The sequence below is a fragment of the Rhodococcus sp. MT28 genome (assembly GCF_058792695.1).
In genome coordinates, this window is record NZ_JBXAFD010000001.1 from 586907 (window position 1) to 606334 (window position 19428).

Here is a 19428-nt window from a genome sequence, read left to right on the forward strand (position 1 = left end):
TGGCCAACGGCTACGCGGCACGCGCTAAAGTTTGCCGTGGCTAGACCCGACCCGGACCGCGAGCCGCACCAGCGACAGCGCCGAATCGGGACGAGACGATTGCGCAGTACAAAACACGGTGCGTGCTCATCCCTGCGAGCACCGAGGCGCAGTCACTGAAGCTGAGGCAGTGCGACTGTAGACCTGGCGCACTCGAACGAGGAGAGTCCACGAGAATGGCAGCGAGCGCAGCAATACCGGACGATTTTGTGAGCGGACTCGAAGGCGTCGTCGCCTTCACCAGCGATATCGCAGAACCCGACAAGGACGGCGGCGCACTGCGCTACCGCGGAGTCGACATCGAAGACCTGGTCGGCCAGAGGGTCACCTTCGGCAACGTATGGGCCCTTCTCGTCGACGGCCGCTTCGGCCCCGGCCTCCCGCCGGCCGAGCCGTTCCCCCTCCCCATTCACACCGGCGACGTCCGTGTCGACGTTCAGGCCGGACTGGCGATGCTGGCTCCCATCTGGGGCTACCAGCCGCTCCTCGACATCGATGACGAGACCGCCCGCGACCAGCTCGCCCGCGCATCCGTCATGGCGCTGTCGTACGTCGCGCAGTCCGCTCGCGGCATCTACCAGCCGGCAGTCCCGCAGAGCCGCATCGACGAGGCCAAGACCGTCACCGAACGCTTCATGGTTCGCTGGAAGGGTGAGCCCGATCCGGCACACGTCGAGGCAATCGACGCGTACTGGGTCTCGGCAGCCGAGCACGGCATGAACGCCTCCACCTTCACGGCCCGCGTCATCGCCTCCACGGGCGCCGACGTCGCGGCTTCGCTTTCCGGCGCCATCGGCGCGATGTCCGGCCCGCTGCACGGCGGCGCACCGGCCCGAGTTCTTCCGATGATCGAAGAGACCGAGAAGACCGGCGACGCCCGCGCACTGGTCAAGGGAATCCTCGACCGCAAGGAAAAGCTCATGGGCTTCGGACACCGCGTCTACCGCGCCGAAGATCCCCGTGCACGCGTGCTCCGCGCCACGGCCAAGCGCCTCAACGCTCCCCGCTACGAGGCTGCCGCAGCTCTCGAGCAGGCTGCACTGGCAGAACTGCGTGAGCGTCGTCCCGATCGCGCGATCGAGACCAACGTCGAGTTCTGGGCCGCCGTCATCCTCGACTTCGCCGAGGTTCCCGCGCACATGATGCCTGCCATGTTCACCTGTGGCCGCACCGCCGGCTGGTGTGCACACATCCTCGAGCAGAAGCGTCTCGGTAAACTGGTACGCCCGGCCGCCATCTACACCGGCCCGGCGCCCCGTACTCCGGAGTCGGTCGAGGGCTGGGACCAGATCAGCCACGCGTAGTACCCCGCTCGAATTCGCCAATCACGGTAGTACAGAACACAAGTGAAGGAACAGAAAGAAGCGATGACCTCCACACCGATCATCCCCGCCGACCTCAAGCCCGCCGACGGACGCTTCGGCTGCGGTCCTTCCAAGGTTCGCCCCGAGCAGCTGCAGTCCCTGGTCGAGGTGGGCGCTTCGGTGTTCGGCACCAGCCATCGCCAGAAGCCGGTCAAGAACGTTGTGGCCAGCATTCGTTCCGGCCTCGCCGATCTGTTCTCACTGCCCGAGGGCTACGAGGTCGTCCTCGGCAACGGCGGAACCACTGCGTTCTGGGATGCGGCCGCATTCGGCCTCATCCGCGAGAAGTCGCTGCACCTGACCAACGGCGAATTCAGCTCCAAGTTCGCTTCGGTCGCCAAGGCCAACCCGTTCATCGGTGACCCGATCGTCGTTTCCGCCGATCCGGGCAGCGCACCGGTGCCGGTCTCCGACCCGTCCGTCGATCTCATCGGCTGGGCGCACAACGAGACCTCCACCGGTGTGTCGATCCCCGTCTCGCGTCCCGCGGGTTCGGAGAACGCACTGATCGCCATCGACGCCACCTCGGGCGCCGGCGGACTTCCGGTCAATGTCGCCGATTCCGACGTCTACTACTTCGCTCCGCAGAAGTGCTTCGCTGCAGACGGCGGACTGTGGATCGCGCTGATGAGCCCGGCCGCCCTCGAACGCGTCGCGGAGATCAAGGATTCGGGACGCTGGACGCCTGACTTCCTCTCGCTGCCCATCGCCGTGGACAACAGCTCCAAGGATCAGACGTACAACACCCCGGCCCTGGCCACCCTCTTGCTCTTCGCCAACCAGATCGAGTGGATGAACAGCAACGGCGGCCTCGACTGGACTACCGCTCGCACCGCGGATTCGTCCTCGCGCCTGTACAACTGGGCCGAGGCCAGTGAGTTCGCAACGCCGTTCGTCGCTGATCCGGCACACCGCTCGCAGGTTGTCGGCACCATCGACTTCAACGACGACGTCGACGCTGCCGAGGTGGCAAAGATCCTGCGCGCCAACGGAATCGTCGATACCGAGCCGTACCGCAAGCTCGGCCGCAACCAGCTGCGCGTCGGCATGTTCCCGGCCATCGACCCCGATGACGTCACCGCTCTCACCAAGAGCATCGACTGGGTCGTTTCTCAGCTCGGCTGATTTTCACATTTGCTTCACCGCTCGGCCCCCGGCATGACGTCGGGGGCCGAGCGTCGTTTGCGCCAGGCCTTGTGAGCTACCACACCGGTGGGCGGATCCGAGGTCATCTCGCCCTGCGTGTCCTGCCGAGTCCATGGTCACGAATGAATTACAGTTGAGCGCGGCGCAAAGTCGCGAGCCGGCGCGATAAGGAGGTCAATGTGCGAGAGCTTCGAGTGATCGGACTTGAACCCGATGGATCGCATGTGGTGTGCGCAGATGCTGAAACCGGCCAGAAATTCCGGCTTCCCGCCGATGACAAACTTCGTGCAGCTTCCCGCGGAGACGTGGCTCGACTCGGCCAGATTGAGATCGAAATGGAAAGCCAACTCCGTCCCCGCGAAATTCAGGCGCGCATTCGTTCCGGTGCCTCCGTAGAGCAGGTCGCCGAAGAAGCGAAGATCCCCATCAGCAAGGTCGAGCGCTTTGCGTACCCCGTTCTGCTCGAGCGCTCCCGCGCCGCGGAAATGGCGCAGGGCGGACACCCGGTGCGCGACAACGGTCCGACAGTTCCCACCCTCTCCGAAATCGTGACCCACGCATTCCGCGCCCGCGGCCACAGTATCGACGAGGCCACCTGGGATGCCTGGCGCGACGAGGACAATCAGTGGGTCGCCCAGCTGCAGTGGCAGGCCGGCCGCACCACCAACGCCGCGCACTGGCGCTACCAGCCCGACGCGCACGGCGGAACGATCGTCGCACTCGACGACGCGGCATTCGACTTGATCGATCCTGACTTCGGTCGCCCACTCCGCGGCCTGGTACCGGTGGTCTCGAACGAGCCGCAGCAGCTCGAACTGTCCCGATTCGACGTCGAGCCGGTGGCGGAGATCGAGCCCGAGCCCGCAGCAGTTTCCGAGCGGACAGCAGTTTCCGAGCGCACAGTAGTCCCCGAGCGGACGGTGGTGGCGGAACGGATCGTGGCGCCCGAACCGATTGCTGTCGAGCCGGAAACCGTCGTCACCGAAGAGGTTCCCGAACCCGCACCGGATGTGACCCCGAAAACCGCTCCGCAGCAGACGCAGACCAAGGACAAGCGCGGACGGCCTGCTCTTCCCTCGTGGGACGACGTACTCCTCGGGGTCCGCAGCAGCGGTCGCTGACCCGAAGGAAAGTATTCTTCTTTCGAGCGAGGCTGAGGAGAGAGGGCTGCCGGTGGCTGCACGGGTATCGACGATCTGGTTTCTGGGCGGCGCAGACGCTCGCACCGAATTGAGCAGGTACCCACAGCCGGATCAGACCGAGGCCCTGAAAATCGCCATGTCGCTGTACCCGGACAAGGAGTTCGAGTCGCTCGGGCCTCAGCCGCTGTCGATGGCCGCGACGGTGAGCCCCGGCTACGTCTTCGTCGGCGCGTACGGCCGAGTGAGTGTCGTCTGCAGCTCCGAACTCAGCACCTTCGTCCCCTCGAAACTGCCTGATTCCTGGCACCTTTCGGCAGAGGGTGGCTCGACGCTGTTGATCAGCTCCGTCCCCGAAACCGCGCAGGGTTCGTTTGCACTGTGGGAGGACGGCGAGCTACGACGCTCGTTCAGTGCCATCCCGATCGACATCGTCGAAAATCTGGGGATCCCCCAGACCTGGGAACTGGAATTCTGGGCCGGCAACCATCCCCTGCGTTACCCGCCCGGGATCCTGCCTGATCCGCAGTCACTTCCGTTCCACCCGCAACAGTTCGCGGAGTCCGCCAACCTCGAGTGGCTGGGATTTCGATACACCGGCGCGCCGCGAGAACACGAACTCGACACAACGCAGATTCTCCTGTGGGGCTTCAAGATTCACCGACCCGGCGAGGCACCCAAACCTGCACCACCAGCCCCCGCGCCGATGCCCGAGCAGGCGCCGACAGAGGTACCCATGCCCGAAAACATGCCGCCGATCCACGACGCACCGGTGGCCAAGCCGCGCGGCCGCCTCGCTCGGTACTTCGGCTTCAAGTAGCGCCGAGCAGCCTCACAGGTTCACGCGGCTATCGCTGCGATCCACCCGAGCGGTACGCCGGCTACCGCGCCGTAGACCACCCATCGCCAGACGGGGACGGCTCGCCAGCGCCAGACGGTCGGCGCAAGTCCGCCTACCGCAATGACATTGACGACAACCGCCAGGAGCACGTTCACGTTGCCCAGCGCGACACAGAACGCCGCGACGGCACTGGTCGAGAGCATGGCTGCGAACACCGACACCGCGATTCCGGTGAACCAGGGCGTGCGGTCCTGAGTCACCGGCCGGTCCTGACACGTTCGTAGAAGGCCATCGCCGCTGCGGTCGCGACGTTGAGCGAGTCGGTGCCGGGCGCCATCGGTATCTTGGCACGAATGTCGGTGGCCCGCATCGCATGTTCGGTCAAACCTGGCCCCTCGGCGCCCAGCAGTAGCGCTACCTTCTCCCCGGTCATCGCTTCGGCCAAAGTGACCGCTTCCGGATTCGGAGTCAAGGAAATGAGCTGAAAACCGTTGCCACGCAGCTCATCCAAGTCGTGTGGCCACTTTGCCACATGCGCGAAGGGCACTCGCAGCACGTGCCCCATCGACACACGGACCGACCGCCGGTACAGCGGGTCGGCACAACCCTTCCCGAACAGAACTGCATCGACACCGAGCCCCGCCGCGTTGCGGAACATCGAGCCGAGATTCTCGTGATCGTTGACGCCTTCGAGAACCACGACGGTCTTCGCGTCCTTCAACACGTCCGAGACCGCGAGCGGTGCCGGGCGTGCTGCTGCAGCGAGGACGCCGCGGTTGAGGTGAAATCCGACGACCTCGGCCATCACTTCGGCGCTCGTACGGTAGAACGGCACGTCCACACCGTCGAGATCGTCAGCGAGCTCCAGGAGCCGTCGTTCGACGCCGAGGAGACTGATCGGCTCGAACCGCGAAGTCAGCAGTCGCTGAGTGACGAACACTCCCTCGGCGATGACCAGTCCCTTGCCCTCCGGGAGGTCGGGGCGCCGATCCGAAGAGTTGAGATCGCGAAAGTCATCCAGCCGGGGGTCGGCGGGATCTGAGATGTCGATGACGTGAACCACGGGTCTATCGTGCCGTACGCACCGCGAGCCCCCACCACTACTCCCGACCTAACGCAACAGCGTGACAAAATGCGCGTCGAGCACCTGGCTGATCACCTCTGGATTGGTTCGCTCGGGATTGTCGACGCCGTGCGACGCGAGCCCGTCGGCGAGCGCATGCAATCTCATCGCCTCGATGTCGACCGAGGCACCCGGCCGTAGAAAACCCGCTCGATGCGCCGCTTCCACGAACGAACGAAAGTGCTCGAACAAGGTCCGGTCTGTCTCGTCACGCACGGCCGTCAACGCCGAATCGGCTTGGGCGGCAGCAGCAAAGGCCTCCCAAACCTGCATTTCTTCACGCCGATCTTGGTCGAGGGGAACGAACTGATCGGTGAACTGACGTATCGCGCGGCGGATGTCGGGATCGAAGTCGATGCCGGCAATCCTTTCCTCCACCCGGACGGTCACGAGCGTCATCGCGAACAGCAAGAGTTCGGACTGCGTCGCGAAGAAGTGCCGTAGCGACCCCGTCGACATCTTCGCCTCGTCCGCGACCGCCCGGACGCTGGCGCTCGCCACACCGTCTCGACGGATCACACGCCACACGGCCTCGGCGATCTCTTCACGCCGCTCATCCGGACTGCTACGTTTCACCACTTCACAAAACTAACACAGCTGTGCTAGTTTTCGATCACTAACACAGTCGTACTAGAAATGAGCTGATGTCATGATCGTCCACTTGATCATCGCGTGCGAAATCATGTTCTGGGTGTTCATCGCCGCAGGTCTCGCGGCCCGCTATCTACTGCGCCGCAAAACGCTGGGCGCCGCACTGCTCATCTGCGCGCCCCTGGTGGATGTCGTACTGCTCGTCGCCACAGCCCTCGATCTTCGTGGCGGTGGCGAGGCGAACTTCACCCATGGGCTTGCCGCGGCCTACATCGGATTCTCCGTCGCGTTCGGACACAGCCTCATCTCCTGGGCCGACGCCAGGTTCGCCTACCGATTCGCCGGCGGCCCGGCTCCCGTCGCACCACCCAAGTACGGGAGTGCGCGAGCACTGCGCGAATGGCGCGAGTTCGGCAAAGCCGCGATCGCCTGGGCCGTCGCGTGCGGACTTCTCGGCGCGGCCATCTTCCTCGTCGACGACCCCACCCGCACTGGAGCCCTCGACGGATGGATCAGCAAGCTGACAGTGGTACTCGCAATCTGGGGAGCAATCGCCCTGAGCTACACGGTGTTTCCCAAGCGTGAGAAGGTCACGGCGCGCGGCTAGCCTCGACTGCCTGTTCGGTCGCGTCGCATACGATCACCGGACGCAGGACGAAAACCGGTAGCCTGCCACCGTCTTCCGGTCGCGCAAGACGAAGTTTCAGCCCTTCGCTGCGTAGCAGGTACACCCCGGCCACAGTGCCCGAGACGAGCGAGATCACTCCGCCCACGATCAAGGGCGCACGTGGGTCCACGGAGTCGGCGAGCCAACCCAGCAACGGGCTTCCCAGCGGTGTGCCACCGAGGAAACTGAGCATGTAGATACCCATCACCCGCCCGCGCATCTCGGAAGGCACCGACATCTGCAGGATGTTCATCGCGGACGTCGTGAACGTCAACGTCAGTGCGCCCGTGGGGATCAACATCAGCGCCACCAACGCGTAGGTGGGCATCAATCCCACCGCGACCTCGAACACACCGAAAGCCACGGCGGCACCGAGGAACGTCCGCAACCGCGGCGCTTCCTTCCGTCTTGCGGCGTACGCAGCGCCGGCAAGGGTGCCCACGGCGAGCGTCGTGGACAGCAATCCGTAACCGTCGGCCTCGAGGCCGAACGTGTTGCGCGCCATCACCGCCAGGCTGATCGCGAAGTTCAGGCCGAAGGTCGAGACCATGAAGACCGACACCATGATCACGCGAAGGTCCTTGCGGCCCCATACATATCGGAACCCGTCGCGCACCTGCCCCTTGGTGCGCGGGGCCGGTTCCGACGGGATCAACTCCTTCTTGTTCATCAGGTAGAGCGCGATGAGCACCCCACCGAATGTCGCGACGTTGAGCAGGAACACCCACCCTGTTCCGATCAGGTTGATCAGCACACCCGAGATGGCCGGACCGACGATGCGGGCCGTGTTGAACGTCATGGAGTTGAGCGCGATGGCGTTGGACAGGTGTTCCTTGCCCACCATTTCGATGGTGAACGATTGACGCACGGGTGCGTCGAGCGCCGAGACACAGCCGAGGGCAAAGGCAATCAGGAAGACATGCCACAACGCGACGAGCCCACCGACGTCCAGCAGACCCAACACCAGCGCGCATACCGCACTCGCCCACTGCGTGAAGATCAGGATCCGACGCTTGTCGTACCGATCGGCAAGCACCCCACCCCACACCGACAAGAACAGCGTCGGGCCGAACTGCAAGGCCATGACGATGCCCACCGCCAGCGCATTGCCGTCCGAGAGCGTCAGTACCAGCCAGTCCTGGGCGATGCGTTGCATCCACGTGCCGACCAGAGAAACGATCTGTCCGGAAGCCCAAAGGCGGTAGTTGCGGTTGTGGAGCGCGGCAAACATGCCGGAATCGGGGTCTCGGGGCACCCCACTATCTTGCCCCTCGAGTAATTCGTTTGGGCAACGACCTCTAGGTAGCGGAGCTACGCGACCTCTAACTCACGGAGCTACTCCGTCTTGTTGACCATCTCGGTGATGATCTCGACGGCACCGCGCAGCGTCGCGAGTTCTTCGCCACCCAGCCCGGCCAGCTGCTCGTTCATCCACGCCTCACGCGCATGGGTTTCGTCCGCGAGCAACGCCTGCCCGGCGTCGGACAGATTCACGATGATCTGACGACCGTCCGTGGGATGCGGCGAGCGCTCGACCAGACCGAGCTCGGCGAGAGAAGCAACAACGCGCGTCATCGACGGCGGCTGCACTTTCTCACGTGCTGCGAGTACGCCAGGAGTCATCGGGCCGTACTGATCCAGGCTCGCCAAGGCGGACAGTTGCGTCAGCGATACCTGAGCGTCGACTCTGCGGCCGCGCAGATGCCTGGTGAGACGCACTACAGCCAGGGAAAGATCGCTGGCCAGCGCACGAGTTTCGGTGGTCACGCGTCAGACAATACGTCAAGAGCTGGCCGGTAGCTCACGTAATCGAATACCGGTCAACCCTGATTTCACGTAAGGGCGTCGGTAATGGGTCCGACAGTGAAGTAGGCCACAAAAAGTGCCGCCACGATCCAGAGCAACGGGTGGATCTTCTTGATACCACCGCTGGCAGCGTGCAGGACCACCCATGAAATGAAGCCGACGCCGATGCCGTTGGCGATCGAGTAGGTGAACGGCATGACGATCATGGTCAGGAACGCCGGGAGAGCAACCGAGAACTTGGTGAAATCGATGTCTCGGACCTGCCCGATCATCAGCGCACCGACGACGACGAGGGCAGGCGCAGCTGCCTCGATCGGCACGACGGAGTAGAGCGGCGTCAGGAACATCGCGACGAGGAAGAGCAGTCCGGTCACGACGTTTGCCAGGCCCGTGCGGGCGCCTTCGGCAATACCCGACGCGGATTCCACGAACACGGTGTTCGACGACGCCGAAGCGCCACCGCCGACGATCGCGCCCGCGCCTTCGACGACAAGCGCGCGACCGACGTTGGGGAGGTTTCCGTCCTTGTCGGTCAGGCCGGCTTCCTTACCGAGACCCGTCATCGTGCCCATGGCGTCGAAGAAATTCGCGAGCACGAGGGTGAAGACAAGCAGGCTGGCGGCCAGAACACCGATGCGGGTGAATGCGCCGAAGATGCTGACGTCGCCGACCAGGCTCAGATCAGGCATACCACCGAGCATCTCCGGGATCGCGGGGATGCTGAGGTTCCAGCCCTTGGGGTTGGTTCCGAGCGAGGGTCCGACGTCGGCAACTGCCTCGATGATCGCGGCGAGGATCGTCGTGACGACTATGCCGATCAGCAGTCCACCACGAACCTTGCGCACTACCAGAACACCCATGAGCAGCACACCGAAGATGAACACCACGGTCGGCCACGAAGCGATGGAGCCGTTGATTCCGAGTCCGACGGGAACCGTCGTACCGGCGGCATCGGGGATACGGCGGACGAATCCGGCGTCGACCAGTCCGATGAAGGCGATGAACATGCCGATACCGGCCGCGATCGCGGACTTCAATGCCGAGGGAATCGCATTGAACACCGCAGTTCGGAAGCCGGTGAGTGCCAACAGAACGATGATCACACCGTCGATGACCACCAGGCCCATCGCCTCGGGCCAGGTGACCTGAGGTGCGATTGTGACGGCGAGCAGGCTGTTGATGCCGAGACCCGCGGCGATGGCAAACGGATAGTTGGCAACGACACCGAAGACGATGCTCATCAGGCCGGCAACCAGAGCGGTGACCGCAGCCACCTGGTTGACCGGAAGGATGTTGCCGAGAACGTCGGTCTTCGCTGCAGCGTCGTCAGCCGAGAAACTGCCGAGGATCAGGGGGTTGAGGACCACGATGTAGGCCATCGCCACGAAGGTGACGACACCGCCGCGAATCTCGGTCGAGATCGTCGACCCTCGTTCGCTGATCTTGAAATAGGTGTCGAGGATCTTGCCGGGTGCCGCCATGTTTGTTCTTTCCCCATCGCTGTAGGTCGCCGTGTGCCGGCGCACATGAAGCCGGTCGCACTAGGGAGAGTAGGCCACCGGGGTACGGGTAGCGTTAATTTTGTGACGGAGACTCGCAACACAACAGGCCTGATCGGCAAATTGTCCGCACCCGCGCCGGCACTGATCATCGGCACCGCGTTGTGGGTGATCGCCACGATCGTGGTCGCGGTGAGCGGCGATCGTTGGTCGGATGCACTCCCGATCTGTTACGCGGGTATCGGAGTCGGCTTCCTCGGCTTCGCTCTGTTCTCCATTCAACGACGCGCAGCTGTGCGCGGTGACAAGGGCGCACAGCAGGGCGCCGGTCTGGTCGACTGAGCAGGTCGATTCACCCTTTCAGTATGGTAAGCCTACCCTGCACTCCAGTGTCGGTCTTAGCTTGTCAATGCTGAAAGGAACCACGTAGCCGTGAAGATCTCCCACCGAAATCGTTGGAAAAGCCGAGGACGTTGGACGAGACTGACATCCGTTGCTGTGGTCGCCCTGGTCGGCACAGCACTCGTCTCCTGCAGTTCGAACGACGACGCAGCAAGTAGTCCGTCGAGTTCCGGTGGTGGCGCCTTCCCCGTCACGATCGATCACGCTTTCGGCAGCACCACGATCGATTCCGAACCACAACGGATCGTCACCGTCGGTTACAACGACGAGCAGGCTCTGTTGGCTCTGGGCATCAAGCCCGTCGGAATGGTCAACCAGTACCCGGGCGAACCGGACGTCAACCGCACGTGGCCATGGGTCACCGGCCCTTGGGGCGGAACCGAACCGACCGTCGTCGGCAGCAATCCCGAAACCACGATCAGCGTCGAAAAGATCGCTGCGCTCGAGCCCGACCTGATCCTCGCGCTCTACTCGAGCATCGACAAAGACCTGTACAGCACACTTTCCGCGATCGCCCCGACCGTCGCGAAGGATCCGGCCTACGGCGACTACGCAACTCCGTGGCAGATCACGACGAAGACCGCAGCGAAGGCAGTGGGTCGCGAAGCCGACGGCGAGAAGTTGGTCGCCGATATCGACAAGCAGTTCGCCGACGCCAGAAGCGCTCACCCGGAATTTGCAGACCAGACCGCGGTGATCATCAGCGTCGACGCGACCCCGGAGTTCTACGCCTTCTCCTCCGAGGACGCCCGCGGACGGGTTCTCGGCAGTCTCGGATTCAAACCTGCTCCCGCGGTCGAGGCCTTGATGAACGGTGAGTTCTACGCGCCGATCTCCACCGAACGACTGGATCTTCTCGACGTGGACCGTCTCGTTGTCATCGGCAATCCCGATGCCGCACAGGCGGTCCGAAACAACCCTGGCTTCCAGCAACTCGACGTGGTCAAGGACAATCGCGTCGTCTACGTCAACGACGATCAGGCTCCGCAGGTCGGTGCGGCCTTGACCGCAAGCTCGGCACTGAGCTTGCCGTGGGCCACGAGCCAACTACTCGCCGAGCTCACGAAGTAACCAGCGCCCGGCGCTTTCTGATCTGCGCGGTTCCCCAGATCCACACCCCGGCCCACATCATCCCGAACGCCCAACCTGCTAGTACATCGGTCATCCAATGGGCAGCCAGGTAGACGCGGGAGAATCCGACGGCGATCGTGTACAGGCCGAGGCTCGCGAGCATTGCCGTCTTCGCGAGCCTCGGCAAGGCAAGACGAAGGATCACGGCGGCAACCGAAGTCGCCAGGATCGCGCTCATCATCGCGTGGCCCGACGGGAACGAATACGAATCGATTTCGATCAACCGCTCCGGCAGGGGTGGACGGGTTCGCGTGAAGATGCGCTTCAATCCGCTCATCACGAGCAGACCGGTCAACATCGATCCGGCGATCAGCAGAGCTTCGGTACGCAGTCCCCGAACCAGAAGCACGATAGTGAGCAGCGTCGCGATCAGCCACGACGCGAGGGTTCCGCCGCTGTCGGTGATGACGTCGACGACGTCCACGAGCCACGCCGTCCGCTGACTCACTGCGCTGTCGAGTACCCACTGATCAAAAGACATCTGCCCTCACATTCCTTGCGGCAGAGTCCACGTACGCATCACGTGATGAACGCCGTCCGAGTCCACCCACCACGGCACGATCACCGTCGTCTCGACCGTCCCCGTCAGTTCCACCGACAGTTCGTGATGGATCACTACCTCGCCGCCGGGAACCTCACGGCCGAGGGCTGCGAAGCCGAGAACTGCCTGCGGTTCGTTCGCCCACGTCGTCACGACGCCGGTGCTGCTCACTCGTCCGTGAACGGATGCAGACGCCGTCGCGACGTCGAGCAGATCTGCCAGTGCGTCGGCCGTCTCGAAGCTGCCGAGCACGACTCGTTGTGCAGGCAGTGCCGCTCCCAGCCACGGTCGGTCGAGAACAAGGGCGTCGCCGGGATCGACCAGATCGCCGGAAAGGCCTCGCACGAACGGCGGCAAGTGCAGTTCCTCCAGGTCGAGAACCCGTCGCTGCGCTGCCTCCCCCAGTAGCCGGTGCGTCCGCGCGACGACGGCGGAGGCCGGCATCCGTAGTGGGTCGGCAAGCCGATCGAGCAGCAGCTGAGCCAGTTCCGGATCGTCGACGGTATCCGATGCCAGCAATCCGGAGAAGAATCCGGCGTCGGGGTGTTCGGCAGCATCGAGCAATCCCTCGAAGGTGCGATCGCCCGGAGCGCGCAGCAAGCCCAGCACCTCACCGCCGAGTTCGGCATTCGAACGCAACCACCACGCCGTGTATCCACGACGGTCGGTGAGCAGCGCCCGCGTCGCCGGCGACTCGACCAGCAGCGACAACGCCTGCGGCCAGCGGTCTTCGTCCACGAGGTCGAGATCGCGCACGGCTTCGATGTATTCGGGGTCCTCGTCGAGGGTGTCCCACCATGCGTCTTCGGCGTCGAGATCGTGATCGGGGCCGGAAGGCAATTCCTCACGGACCACCGTGAAACCCCACCCGACACCGACTACCCGTAGCGCCTGCTCCCCCACCCGCTGAACAAAATCAGCGTCGACGATGCCGAAGGGAGAATCCTCGACCAGGACGCTTGCAAGGGGAGCTCCCGGAAGCAGAAGTTGGTCGGCGGACCGCAATTCGCCTTCCGAATCAGGAAGCAGCACTTCACCGATCCACGACGGCAGCGCCCCTGGCGCCACGTGGGCCGCCAATCCGAGCACCACTTGCGCCAACTCCGTCGCTACCGAATCATCTTGGTCCGCAGCATCTTCGATCAATGCGCGCAGCGCCGGATCGGACAGCAGGTCGGTGGCACTCGCGGTCTGCGCTCCCAATCGAGAGAGCAACGGGTGAACCGCGACGGGATGAACCAACCTCGTCCACTGCACCGACGGCGCGTCTTCGCCCAGTTCGACGCCGACGACGACGGTCCGCGGCCCGGTCACCGTCCGTCCGTCGGAGAGCGGAACCGGCAGTGTTCCAAGCTCTTCCACCGCAAGAGTGTCGATCACCAAGGGCTCGAGAGCCGAATAGAGGCGATTCCACCACTTCGGTTCACGTTCCGAACCGCTGAGCAGTTCCGCGATGCGCGCGAGCCCGATGCGGTGCGTCGACACTGCCGCGAGTGCTCGCTCGTGCTTGGGGCCGGAGAGCTCGGGGACAACCAGGCCGCCGATGATGTCGGTGAGCAACTCGGCAAGGTCATCACCGAGCCCGGGCACCACGGATGCTCGCTGCGGCGCGCGGTCGGGTTCACCGACCACCGGAAGCCACTCGTTTTCCTGCAGCTCCTTCAGAAGCGCTTCGCGCAGAAGCGAATCGGTTTCGCTGCGGGCAAAGGCAGGGATCGGGACGAGTGCCGTTCGCTGCCGAGGAGGTAGTGCAGCAAGGAACTTCGCGTACCCCTCGGCAAGCGGAGCGATCGGTGCAGCGGGCATGAGGCGTCGCCGATCGGGTTGCATTGCAATGTCGGCAATGATGATCGCGGGGATCGACAGTTCCTCGTCGGATCGCGTCGGCGCCCGCAGGACGTCGTCTGCGACCGGCTCGACGACTCCGTCGCGGACGGGCACCAACCATCGTGCGTTCGGCGCGGTGTACTGCCACCACGTGCGATCACCGATCGCGATCTCGACGAGGCCGGAATCCAGCACCCGTTCCGATCGCCGAAAAGTCTTCTCACCCAGACGAATTGATCCGAGAGCTGGGAGTTCGAGGAGCAGGTCGACAGCCTCACGTGCCATCTGCGAAAGCAGCGCTGCGGCATCGACGTCCGGCCGAAGCGTCAGCACCACTTCCGAATCAGCACCATCGCTCGGCAATTCGCCAGACGGCCACACCAAACGAAGTACGGGGACACCGGTTTCCGGCACCGGGAGTTCGCGAGACTCGATCTCGCGCAGAGTGTGCGAGGCAGAGAATCGAATCGATCCCGTCGACGAGCGCAGTTCCACCTCGTCACTGACCGAGAGAACTGCCGAGAATCCGACGCCGAACCGTCCCGTCACACCTTCGTCGGCGTCGACCTTGTTCGACGCGCGCAGCGCGGTCAGCGCATGTACACCGGATTCGTCCAGTGGACGGCCCGTGTTCGCCACCGTCAGCGTCCGACCGTCCACATCCACCCACAAAGAGCCCTGGACGCCCTCGCGTGCAGCTGCATCGGCAGCGTTCTGCGCCAGTTCGGTGAGCAGACGGTCGCGGTACCCGGCCTTTGCGAGGTCGGATTCCGCAGCCGCGTCTTCACGCAATCGCGTCGGAGATTCCGACCACGCGCGCAGCGTCGCCTCGCGGAGTGCGTCCGTACCGAACGGATCTTCTACTCGGTGGATACCGAATCCTCAACTGCAACAGCGCTCGACGGGCGAGCGGGCACCGCAATCAGCTCGACGGCCCCGTCGTCGAATGCGTCGAACTGCGGCGAGCCCGCACCGAGCGGCAGGCTGGTGTCCGAGTGCGCGCCACAACCGTAGGACACGCTGACCACACGGCCGTCTGCGGAGAGTTCGTTTCCGCACACACCGAACGCTGCGTGCAGCGAACCGGCGAGTGGAAGGAAGAATCCACACAGTCCACACGTCGACGGCGCGGCCTTCGCCATCTCCGACTCCGGGCCGAAGTCACCGTCGAACCAACGCTGCGCGGCATCGAGTCGGCCCTCGCGGCTCATGACCTGTTTGCGGCCGAGCCCGATTTCGAGAGCTACCTCGTCGACTTCCGGGTCACCGGTGGCGACGTAGCCGGGAACGAGGCGAGGATCCTCGGCCGGCGGGGCGAGTAGGTCACCGACGGACAGATCGCCGGGACGAATCCGCTGATCCCATGGCAGCCATTCCGGCGCAACCAACGCGTCGGGACCCGGCAACAGCGCCAACTCACTGATCGTGGCGTGGGTGTCCTCCGGTCCGGCAGCGACGACAACCGCCCACTGCCAACCGCGGTATCCCGGAATGTCTGCTGCAAATCGATGGGTGGCGGCAAATTCGTCCTCCGACGTCACGCCGAGGTATGCCCCCACACCGCCTTCATGCAGGTCGACGACTGCCTTTCGGGCAAGCTCGACCGCATCGGCCAGTACTGGGCGCGGCACTGCACGCTCTGGAGAAGTAGCAACACTCACTCCTCCAGTTTGCCGCACCACCGCAAGTCCGCAACGCACTGGGCTGCCATGCTGGGCAGATGAGTAGGTCACACGCCAATTCCGTGCGCACTTTTGCAGTGGTCGCCGTGATCGCCTCGGCCTTGGCGGGGTGCTCCGATTCCCCCGGCGCTCCCGACAACCTCACGTCCGAAACCGGCTCCGTCGAGATCGTTCGAGTGTCCGCGCACGATCCCGACGCGTTCACGCAGGGCCTCGAGATCGACGGAAACCGGTTGTACGAAAGCACCGGACGCGTCGGGCAGTCCTGGGTGCGCTCGAGCGAGATCTCCGACGAGCAGTCCCCCGCTTCGGGACCGGAAGTTGCGCGTGCCGATCTCGACCCGCCGTTGTTCGGTGAGGGCATCACGGTTGCCGGAGACACACTGTGGCAACTCACCTGGAAAGACGGCGTTGCCATCGCCCGTGACAAGGACACCTTGACCGAACGAGGGCGGTTCCCACTCGACACCGAGGGATGGGGAATCTGTTCGCTCGGGGATCGGCTGGTCTCGAGCGACGGTTCGGCCACGTTGACCTTTCGCGATCCCGAAACCTTCGCGTCGATCTCGACCGTCGACGTCACCAGATCTTCGGAGTCCGTCGGCAAGCTGAACGAATTGGAATGCGCCGAAGACGGCTCCGTCTACGCCAATGTCTGGACCACGGACACCGTCGTCCGAATCGACCCGTCGGACGGCAGCGTCACGAACGTGTACGACGCATCGGCGCTACGCGAAGAACTCGTCACGGATGGATCGACCAGCACCGTCGACGTTCTCAACGGCATCGCGCAGATTCCCGGTACCGATCGATTCCTGCTCACCGGCAAGTATTGGCCGCAGATGTTCGAAGTCCGTTTTGTTAACTGAGTCCGACATGACACAGGACTCGCAGGGGTGTGCGTGGTAGCCGCGCCGACACTAGGACAGAATTGAGTGGTGACCGGACCGCGCGAACCCTACGACCCCGAAACTCGGCGAATCCACGACGAGCCGGAGGGGCAACAGGTGCACCCCGGTTACGACAATTACCCACCCGCGGCCCGCCCGGACAATTACCCACCTTCGGCCCGTCCCGCTGCCCGTCGCACGCCTTTGCCACCGCTGCATCCGATTCCCGAATCGCGGGGAGACTCCGAATCCGCGGCCGGTTCGAAGACGCCGGGGGCGGACGCTCCCAAGGCTCCACCGATGCCTCGCAAGCTCACCGTCACTCGCGTCGCAGCGATGCGCAGCCGCGAACTGACGAACAAGGGCATCGCGACCTTCCAGCGCGCGGCGAAGGCCGACGGCGCGGACAAGTCCGGTCTGACCGCTCTCACCTACGCGGTGATGACGAACAACGCGACCGACGCGGCGATCTCCGTCGCTCTGGCCAACACCCTGTTCTTCTCGGCGGCGACGGGCGAGGACAAGACCAAGGTCGCGCTCTATCTCCTGATCACGATCGCACCGTTCGCGGTCATCGCACCGCTCATCGGCCCCATGCTCGACCGGTTGCAGCGCGGACGCCGCATCGCACTCGCGTCGTCGTTCGGAATCCGGACGCTCCTCGCGGTGATCCTGGTCTTCAACTTCGACAGTTGGATCCTCTATCCGGCCGCGCTCGGCATGATGGTGCTCAGTAAATCGTTCTCGGTGCTCAAGAGCGCAGTGACACCACGCGTCCTACCACCGGAAATAGACCTGGTGCGCGTGAATTCGCGTCTGACGGTCTTCGGGCTGATCGGTGGAACGATCGGGGCCGGAGCTGTCGCAGGTGCGCTCGCGCTCGCTTTCGGTTCCACCGGCGCCTTGTGGTTCGCGGTCGCCGTCACCGTGTTCGGCGCATATCTGAGCATGCGAATCCCGTCGTGGGTCGAGGTCACCGAGGGTGAGGTTCCCGCGACCATCACCTACCACCCGGACGAAGCGCATCACGCCGGCAGCGCCCCACCGCAGCCGGACGCCAAACCTGCCAAGGTCCGTCAGCCTCTCGGACGCGCCGTGATCATCGGACTCTGGGGCAACGGCACCATTCGCGTGCTCACCGGCTTCCTGACGCTCTACATCGCGTTCGTCGCCAAATCACGCACCGATCACGAGCCGCTCCAGCAGGCCATGATGCTCGGCCTGGTCGGCGCAGCAGCCGGTCTGGGTAACTTCGCCGGAAATGCCACGGGTGCGCGCCTCAAGCTCGGCCGGCCTGCCTTGATCGTGCTCCGGTGTACTGCGTCGGTGTGGATCATCGCGGTGATCGCAGCGCTGACGGACAACCTCATGACGGCCGCGCTTGCCACGCTCATCGCATCGGCCGCCAGCGCGCTCGCCAAGGTCTCACTCGACGCGTCACTCCAGCACGACCTGCCCGAGGAATCGATCGCGTCCGGATTCGGTAGATCCGAGACGGTTCTGCAGCTGAGCTGGGTACTCGGCGGCGCATTGGGGGTTCTGCTTCCGACCGAATACTGGATCGGGTTCACTGTTGTATCGGTGTTCCTGACGATCGGGCTTCTGCAGACCTTCCTGAGCTACCGAGGAAGCAGCCTCCTGCCCGGCCTCGGCGGGAAGCGACCCGATCTGGCCGAACAAGAAGTGACCGAAGTGATTTACACCGGTAAATCCAACCGAGGACAAGGAAGTACTCCGCAGTGATGATGCGCTCGAGAACAAAGAAGATCGTGGCAGCGATCAGTGTCCTGATGGTGGTGGCACTGGTTGCTTACGTCTCCGTTCTTTTCGTGATCATCAAGAACATCAACGACGACCCCGAAAAGCTACCGGTCATCACTGCATACGCACACGGCAAGACGATCGAAACGAACCCTGCCGGTTTCTGCACCATCGACCTGTCCCAGTGCGCCCAGGTGGGCGACATCTACGCACTCGACGTTCCAGCGGGCTACCCGCTGCAGCTGTCGTTGTCGACGGACGTCTCGGATGCGCAGTGGGCACTGCTCGCCGTCTACGAGGATGCCGACGGCAACCAGACCGGTGAGCCCCGAGTCTTCGAGCCCGGCGAGGCCCTGGCAGTGACGGTCGAGTCTTCGAGCGATCCCGTCAAGCAACTGGTCGGCGTCGAAATCCACCTCGCCGTCGGTGAAGGAAGCGAACAGGGACTGCTGATCTGGTCGATCAAGACCGCTTGATCCCCGGAACGTCGAAAATGCCCTGCACACCGATTGGTGTGCAGGGCATTTTGTTTCGAAGCCGTGTACGGCAGCTCGTATCGAGCGATCAGGTGTCGAGCTCGCGAGCGACGGCCCGGACGACCTCGGAGATCCGCTGAGCGGTCTTGCGGTCCGGGTACTTGCCGTTGCGCAGATCCGGCTGGACCTTCGCCTCGAGCAACGTGATCATGTCCTCGACCATGCCGTGCAACTGATCAGGGGTGTGCTTACGCTCGACGGGCTCACGACGCGTCGCCGTCGCGCCGCGCAACGACGGCGCCGGCTCGAGTACCTTCAGGCTCAGTGCCTGCGGACCGCGGCGGCCCGCAGCCATTCCGAACTCGACGCGCTGGCCGGCCTTCAAGCCTTCGACGCCCTCGGGGAGAGCGGAAGCACGGACGTAGACGTCCTCGCCCTCTTCCTGCGACAGAAAGCCGAAACCCTTTTCGACGTCGTACCACTTCACCTTGCCGGTCGGCACC

At 64.1% G+C, this 19428-nt stretch carries 20 protein-coding genes; 10 read left to right on the top strand and 10 right to left on the bottom strand.

The annotated features are described in order from the left end of the window. Positions 1-215 precede the first annotated feature (215 nt). The 4 genes from AC1Q6C_RS02780 to AC1Q6C_RS02795 all read left to right on the top strand — a co-directional run bounded on the left by AC1Q6C_RS02780 (position 216) and on the right by AC1Q6C_RS02795 (position 4508). A complete protein-coding gene (locus AC1Q6C_RS02780; protein WP_003940025.1) occupies positions 216-1343 on the top strand; it encodes a citrate synthase 2 in 1128 nt (375 codons plus the stop codon). Positions 1344-1406: 63 nt separating this feature from the next. Next, positions 1407-2528 (top strand): phosphoserine transaminase, encoded by a 1122-nt coding sequence (serC, locus tag AC1Q6C_RS02785; RefSeq protein ID WP_007733484.1) that lies wholly within the window; start codon positions 1407-1409, stop codon positions 2526-2528. Positions 2529-2728: 200 nt separating this feature from the next. After that, complete coding sequence (gene sepH / locus AC1Q6C_RS02790; RefSeq protein WP_030535368.1) at positions 2729-3670, top strand: septation protein SepH; 942 nt, start codon at positions 2729-2731, stop codon at positions 3668-3670. Positions 3671-3722: 52 nt separating this feature from the next. Continuing rightward, positions 3723-4508: a DUF6928 family protein gene (locus AC1Q6C_RS02795; protein ID WP_042451221.1), complete on the top strand. Its 786-nt coding sequence runs from the start codon at positions 3723-3725 to the stop codon at positions 4506-4508. A 20-nt stretch (positions 4509-4528) separates the two neighbouring features. Here the strand turns inward: AC1Q6C_RS02795 and AC1Q6C_RS02800 are convergent, their stop codons facing one another. From AC1Q6C_RS02800 to AC1Q6C_RS02810, 3 genes are read right to left on the bottom strand one after another with little or no spacing between them, the layout of a single operon-like run. Next, positions 4529-4789: a DUF2537 domain-containing protein gene (locus AC1Q6C_RS02800; protein WP_030535366.1), complete on the bottom strand. Its 261-nt coding sequence runs from the start codon at positions 4787-4789 to the stop codon at positions 4529-4531. Further along, positions 4786-5592 (bottom strand): TrmH family RNA methyltransferase, encoded by an 807-nt coding sequence (locus tag AC1Q6C_RS02805; RefSeq protein ID WP_003939731.1) that lies wholly within the window; start codon positions 5590-5592, stop codon positions 4786-4788. The genes AC1Q6C_RS02800 and AC1Q6C_RS02805 overlap by 4 nt, the downstream gene beginning before the upstream one ends. A 48-nt stretch (positions 5593-5640) precedes the next feature. After that, positions 5641-6231, bottom strand: coding sequence for a TetR/AcrR family transcriptional regulator (locus AC1Q6C_RS02810; RefSeq protein ID WP_030535365.1), 591 nt, complete (start codon positions 6229-6231; stop codon positions 5641-5643). A 70-nt stretch (positions 6232-6301) separates the two neighbouring features. On the opposite strand from AC1Q6C_RS02810, the gene AC1Q6C_RS02815 reads away from it, so the two are divergent. Further along, positions 6302-6850: a hypothetical protein gene (locus tag AC1Q6C_RS02815; RefSeq protein WP_003940103.1), complete on the top strand. Its 549-nt coding sequence runs from the start codon at positions 6302-6304 to the stop codon at positions 6848-6850. Here AC1Q6C_RS02815 and AC1Q6C_RS02820 read toward each other — a convergent pair. The 3 genes from AC1Q6C_RS02820 to AC1Q6C_RS02830 all read right to left on the bottom strand — a co-directional run bounded on the left by AC1Q6C_RS02820 (position 6834) and on the right by AC1Q6C_RS02830 (position 10197). Then, complete coding sequence (locus tag AC1Q6C_RS02820; protein ID WP_007733487.1) at positions 6834-8141, bottom strand: MFS transporter; 1308 nt, start codon at positions 8139-8141, stop codon at positions 6834-6836. The genes AC1Q6C_RS02815 and AC1Q6C_RS02820 overlap by 17 nt on opposite strands. Before the next feature lie 104 nt (positions 8142-8245). Next, positions 8246-8677, bottom strand: coding sequence for a MarR family winged helix-turn-helix transcriptional regulator (locus AC1Q6C_RS02825; RefSeq protein ID WP_003939901.1), 432 nt, complete (start codon positions 8675-8677; stop codon positions 8246-8248). Positions 8678-8742: 65 nt separating this feature from the next. Next, positions 8743-10197, bottom strand: a complete 1455-nt coding sequence (locus AC1Q6C_RS02830) for an NCS2 family permease (RefSeq protein ID WP_003940242.1) — start codon at positions 10195-10197, stop codon at positions 8743-8745. Positions 10198-10299: 102 nt separating this feature from the next. On the opposite strand from AC1Q6C_RS02830, the gene AC1Q6C_RS02835 reads away from it, so the two are divergent. Continuing rightward, positions 10300-10557, top strand: a complete 258-nt coding sequence (locus AC1Q6C_RS02835) for a DUF2530 domain-containing protein (RefSeq protein WP_007733492.1) — start codon at positions 10300-10302, stop codon at positions 10555-10557. Between the two features lie 90 nt (positions 10558-10647). After that, positions 10648-11688, top strand: a complete 1041-nt coding sequence (locus AC1Q6C_RS02840; RefSeq protein WP_058037819.1) for an iron-siderophore ABC transporter substrate-binding protein — start codon at positions 10648-10650, stop codon at positions 11686-11688. Here the strand turns inward: AC1Q6C_RS02840 and AC1Q6C_RS02845 are convergent. From AC1Q6C_RS02845 to AC1Q6C_RS02855, 3 genes are all read right to left on the bottom strand, one after another. After that, positions 11678-12229, bottom strand: coding sequence for a phosphatase PAP2 family protein (locus AC1Q6C_RS02845; RefSeq protein ID WP_042921691.1), 552 nt, complete (start codon positions 12227-12229; stop codon positions 11678-11680). The genes AC1Q6C_RS02840 and AC1Q6C_RS02845 overlap by 11 nt on opposite strands. 6 nt (positions 12230-12235) lie before the next feature. Beyond that, positions 12236-14908: a sacsin N-terminal ATP-binding-like domain-containing protein gene (locus AC1Q6C_RS02850; RefSeq protein WP_492666359.1), complete on the bottom strand. Its 2673-nt coding sequence runs from the start codon at positions 14906-14908 to the stop codon at positions 12236-12238. Between the two features lie 68 nt (positions 14909-14976). Further along, positions 14977-15798, bottom strand: a complete 822-nt coding sequence (locus tag AC1Q6C_RS02855; protein WP_030535360.1) for a DUF3027 domain-containing protein — start codon at positions 15796-15798, stop codon at positions 14977-14979. A gap of 38 nt (positions 15799-15836) precedes the next feature. On the opposite strand from AC1Q6C_RS02855, the gene AC1Q6C_RS02860 reads away from it, so the two are divergent. From AC1Q6C_RS02860 to AC1Q6C_RS02870, 3 genes are all read left to right on the top strand, one after another. Then, positions 15837-16667: a glutaminyl-peptide cyclotransferase gene (locus tag AC1Q6C_RS02860; protein WP_230358982.1), complete on the top strand. Its 831-nt coding sequence runs from the start codon at positions 15837-15839 to the stop codon at positions 16665-16667. 69 nt (positions 16668-16736) lie between these two features. After that, on the top strand, positions 16737-18431 hold the full coding sequence (locus AC1Q6C_RS02865; RefSeq protein ID WP_223304424.1) for an MFS transporter: 1695 nt from the start codon (positions 16737-16739) through the stop codon (positions 18429-18431). Positions 18432-18457: 26 nt separating this feature from the next. Then, the gene (locus AC1Q6C_RS02870) at positions 18458-18925 is read left to right on the top strand and encodes a DUF2771 domain-containing protein (protein WP_225989529.1); all 468 of its coding nucleotides are present in this window, start codon (positions 18458-18460) and stop codon (positions 18923-18925) included. Positions 18926-19013: 88 nt separating this feature from the next. Here AC1Q6C_RS02870 and AC1Q6C_RS02875 read toward each other — a convergent pair whose 3' ends face one another. Next, positions 19014-19427 (bottom strand): cold-shock protein, encoded by a 414-nt coding sequence (locus AC1Q6C_RS02875; RefSeq protein ID WP_007733502.1) that lies wholly within the window; start codon positions 19425-19427, stop codon positions 19014-19016. Position 19428: the final 1 nt, after the last annotated feature.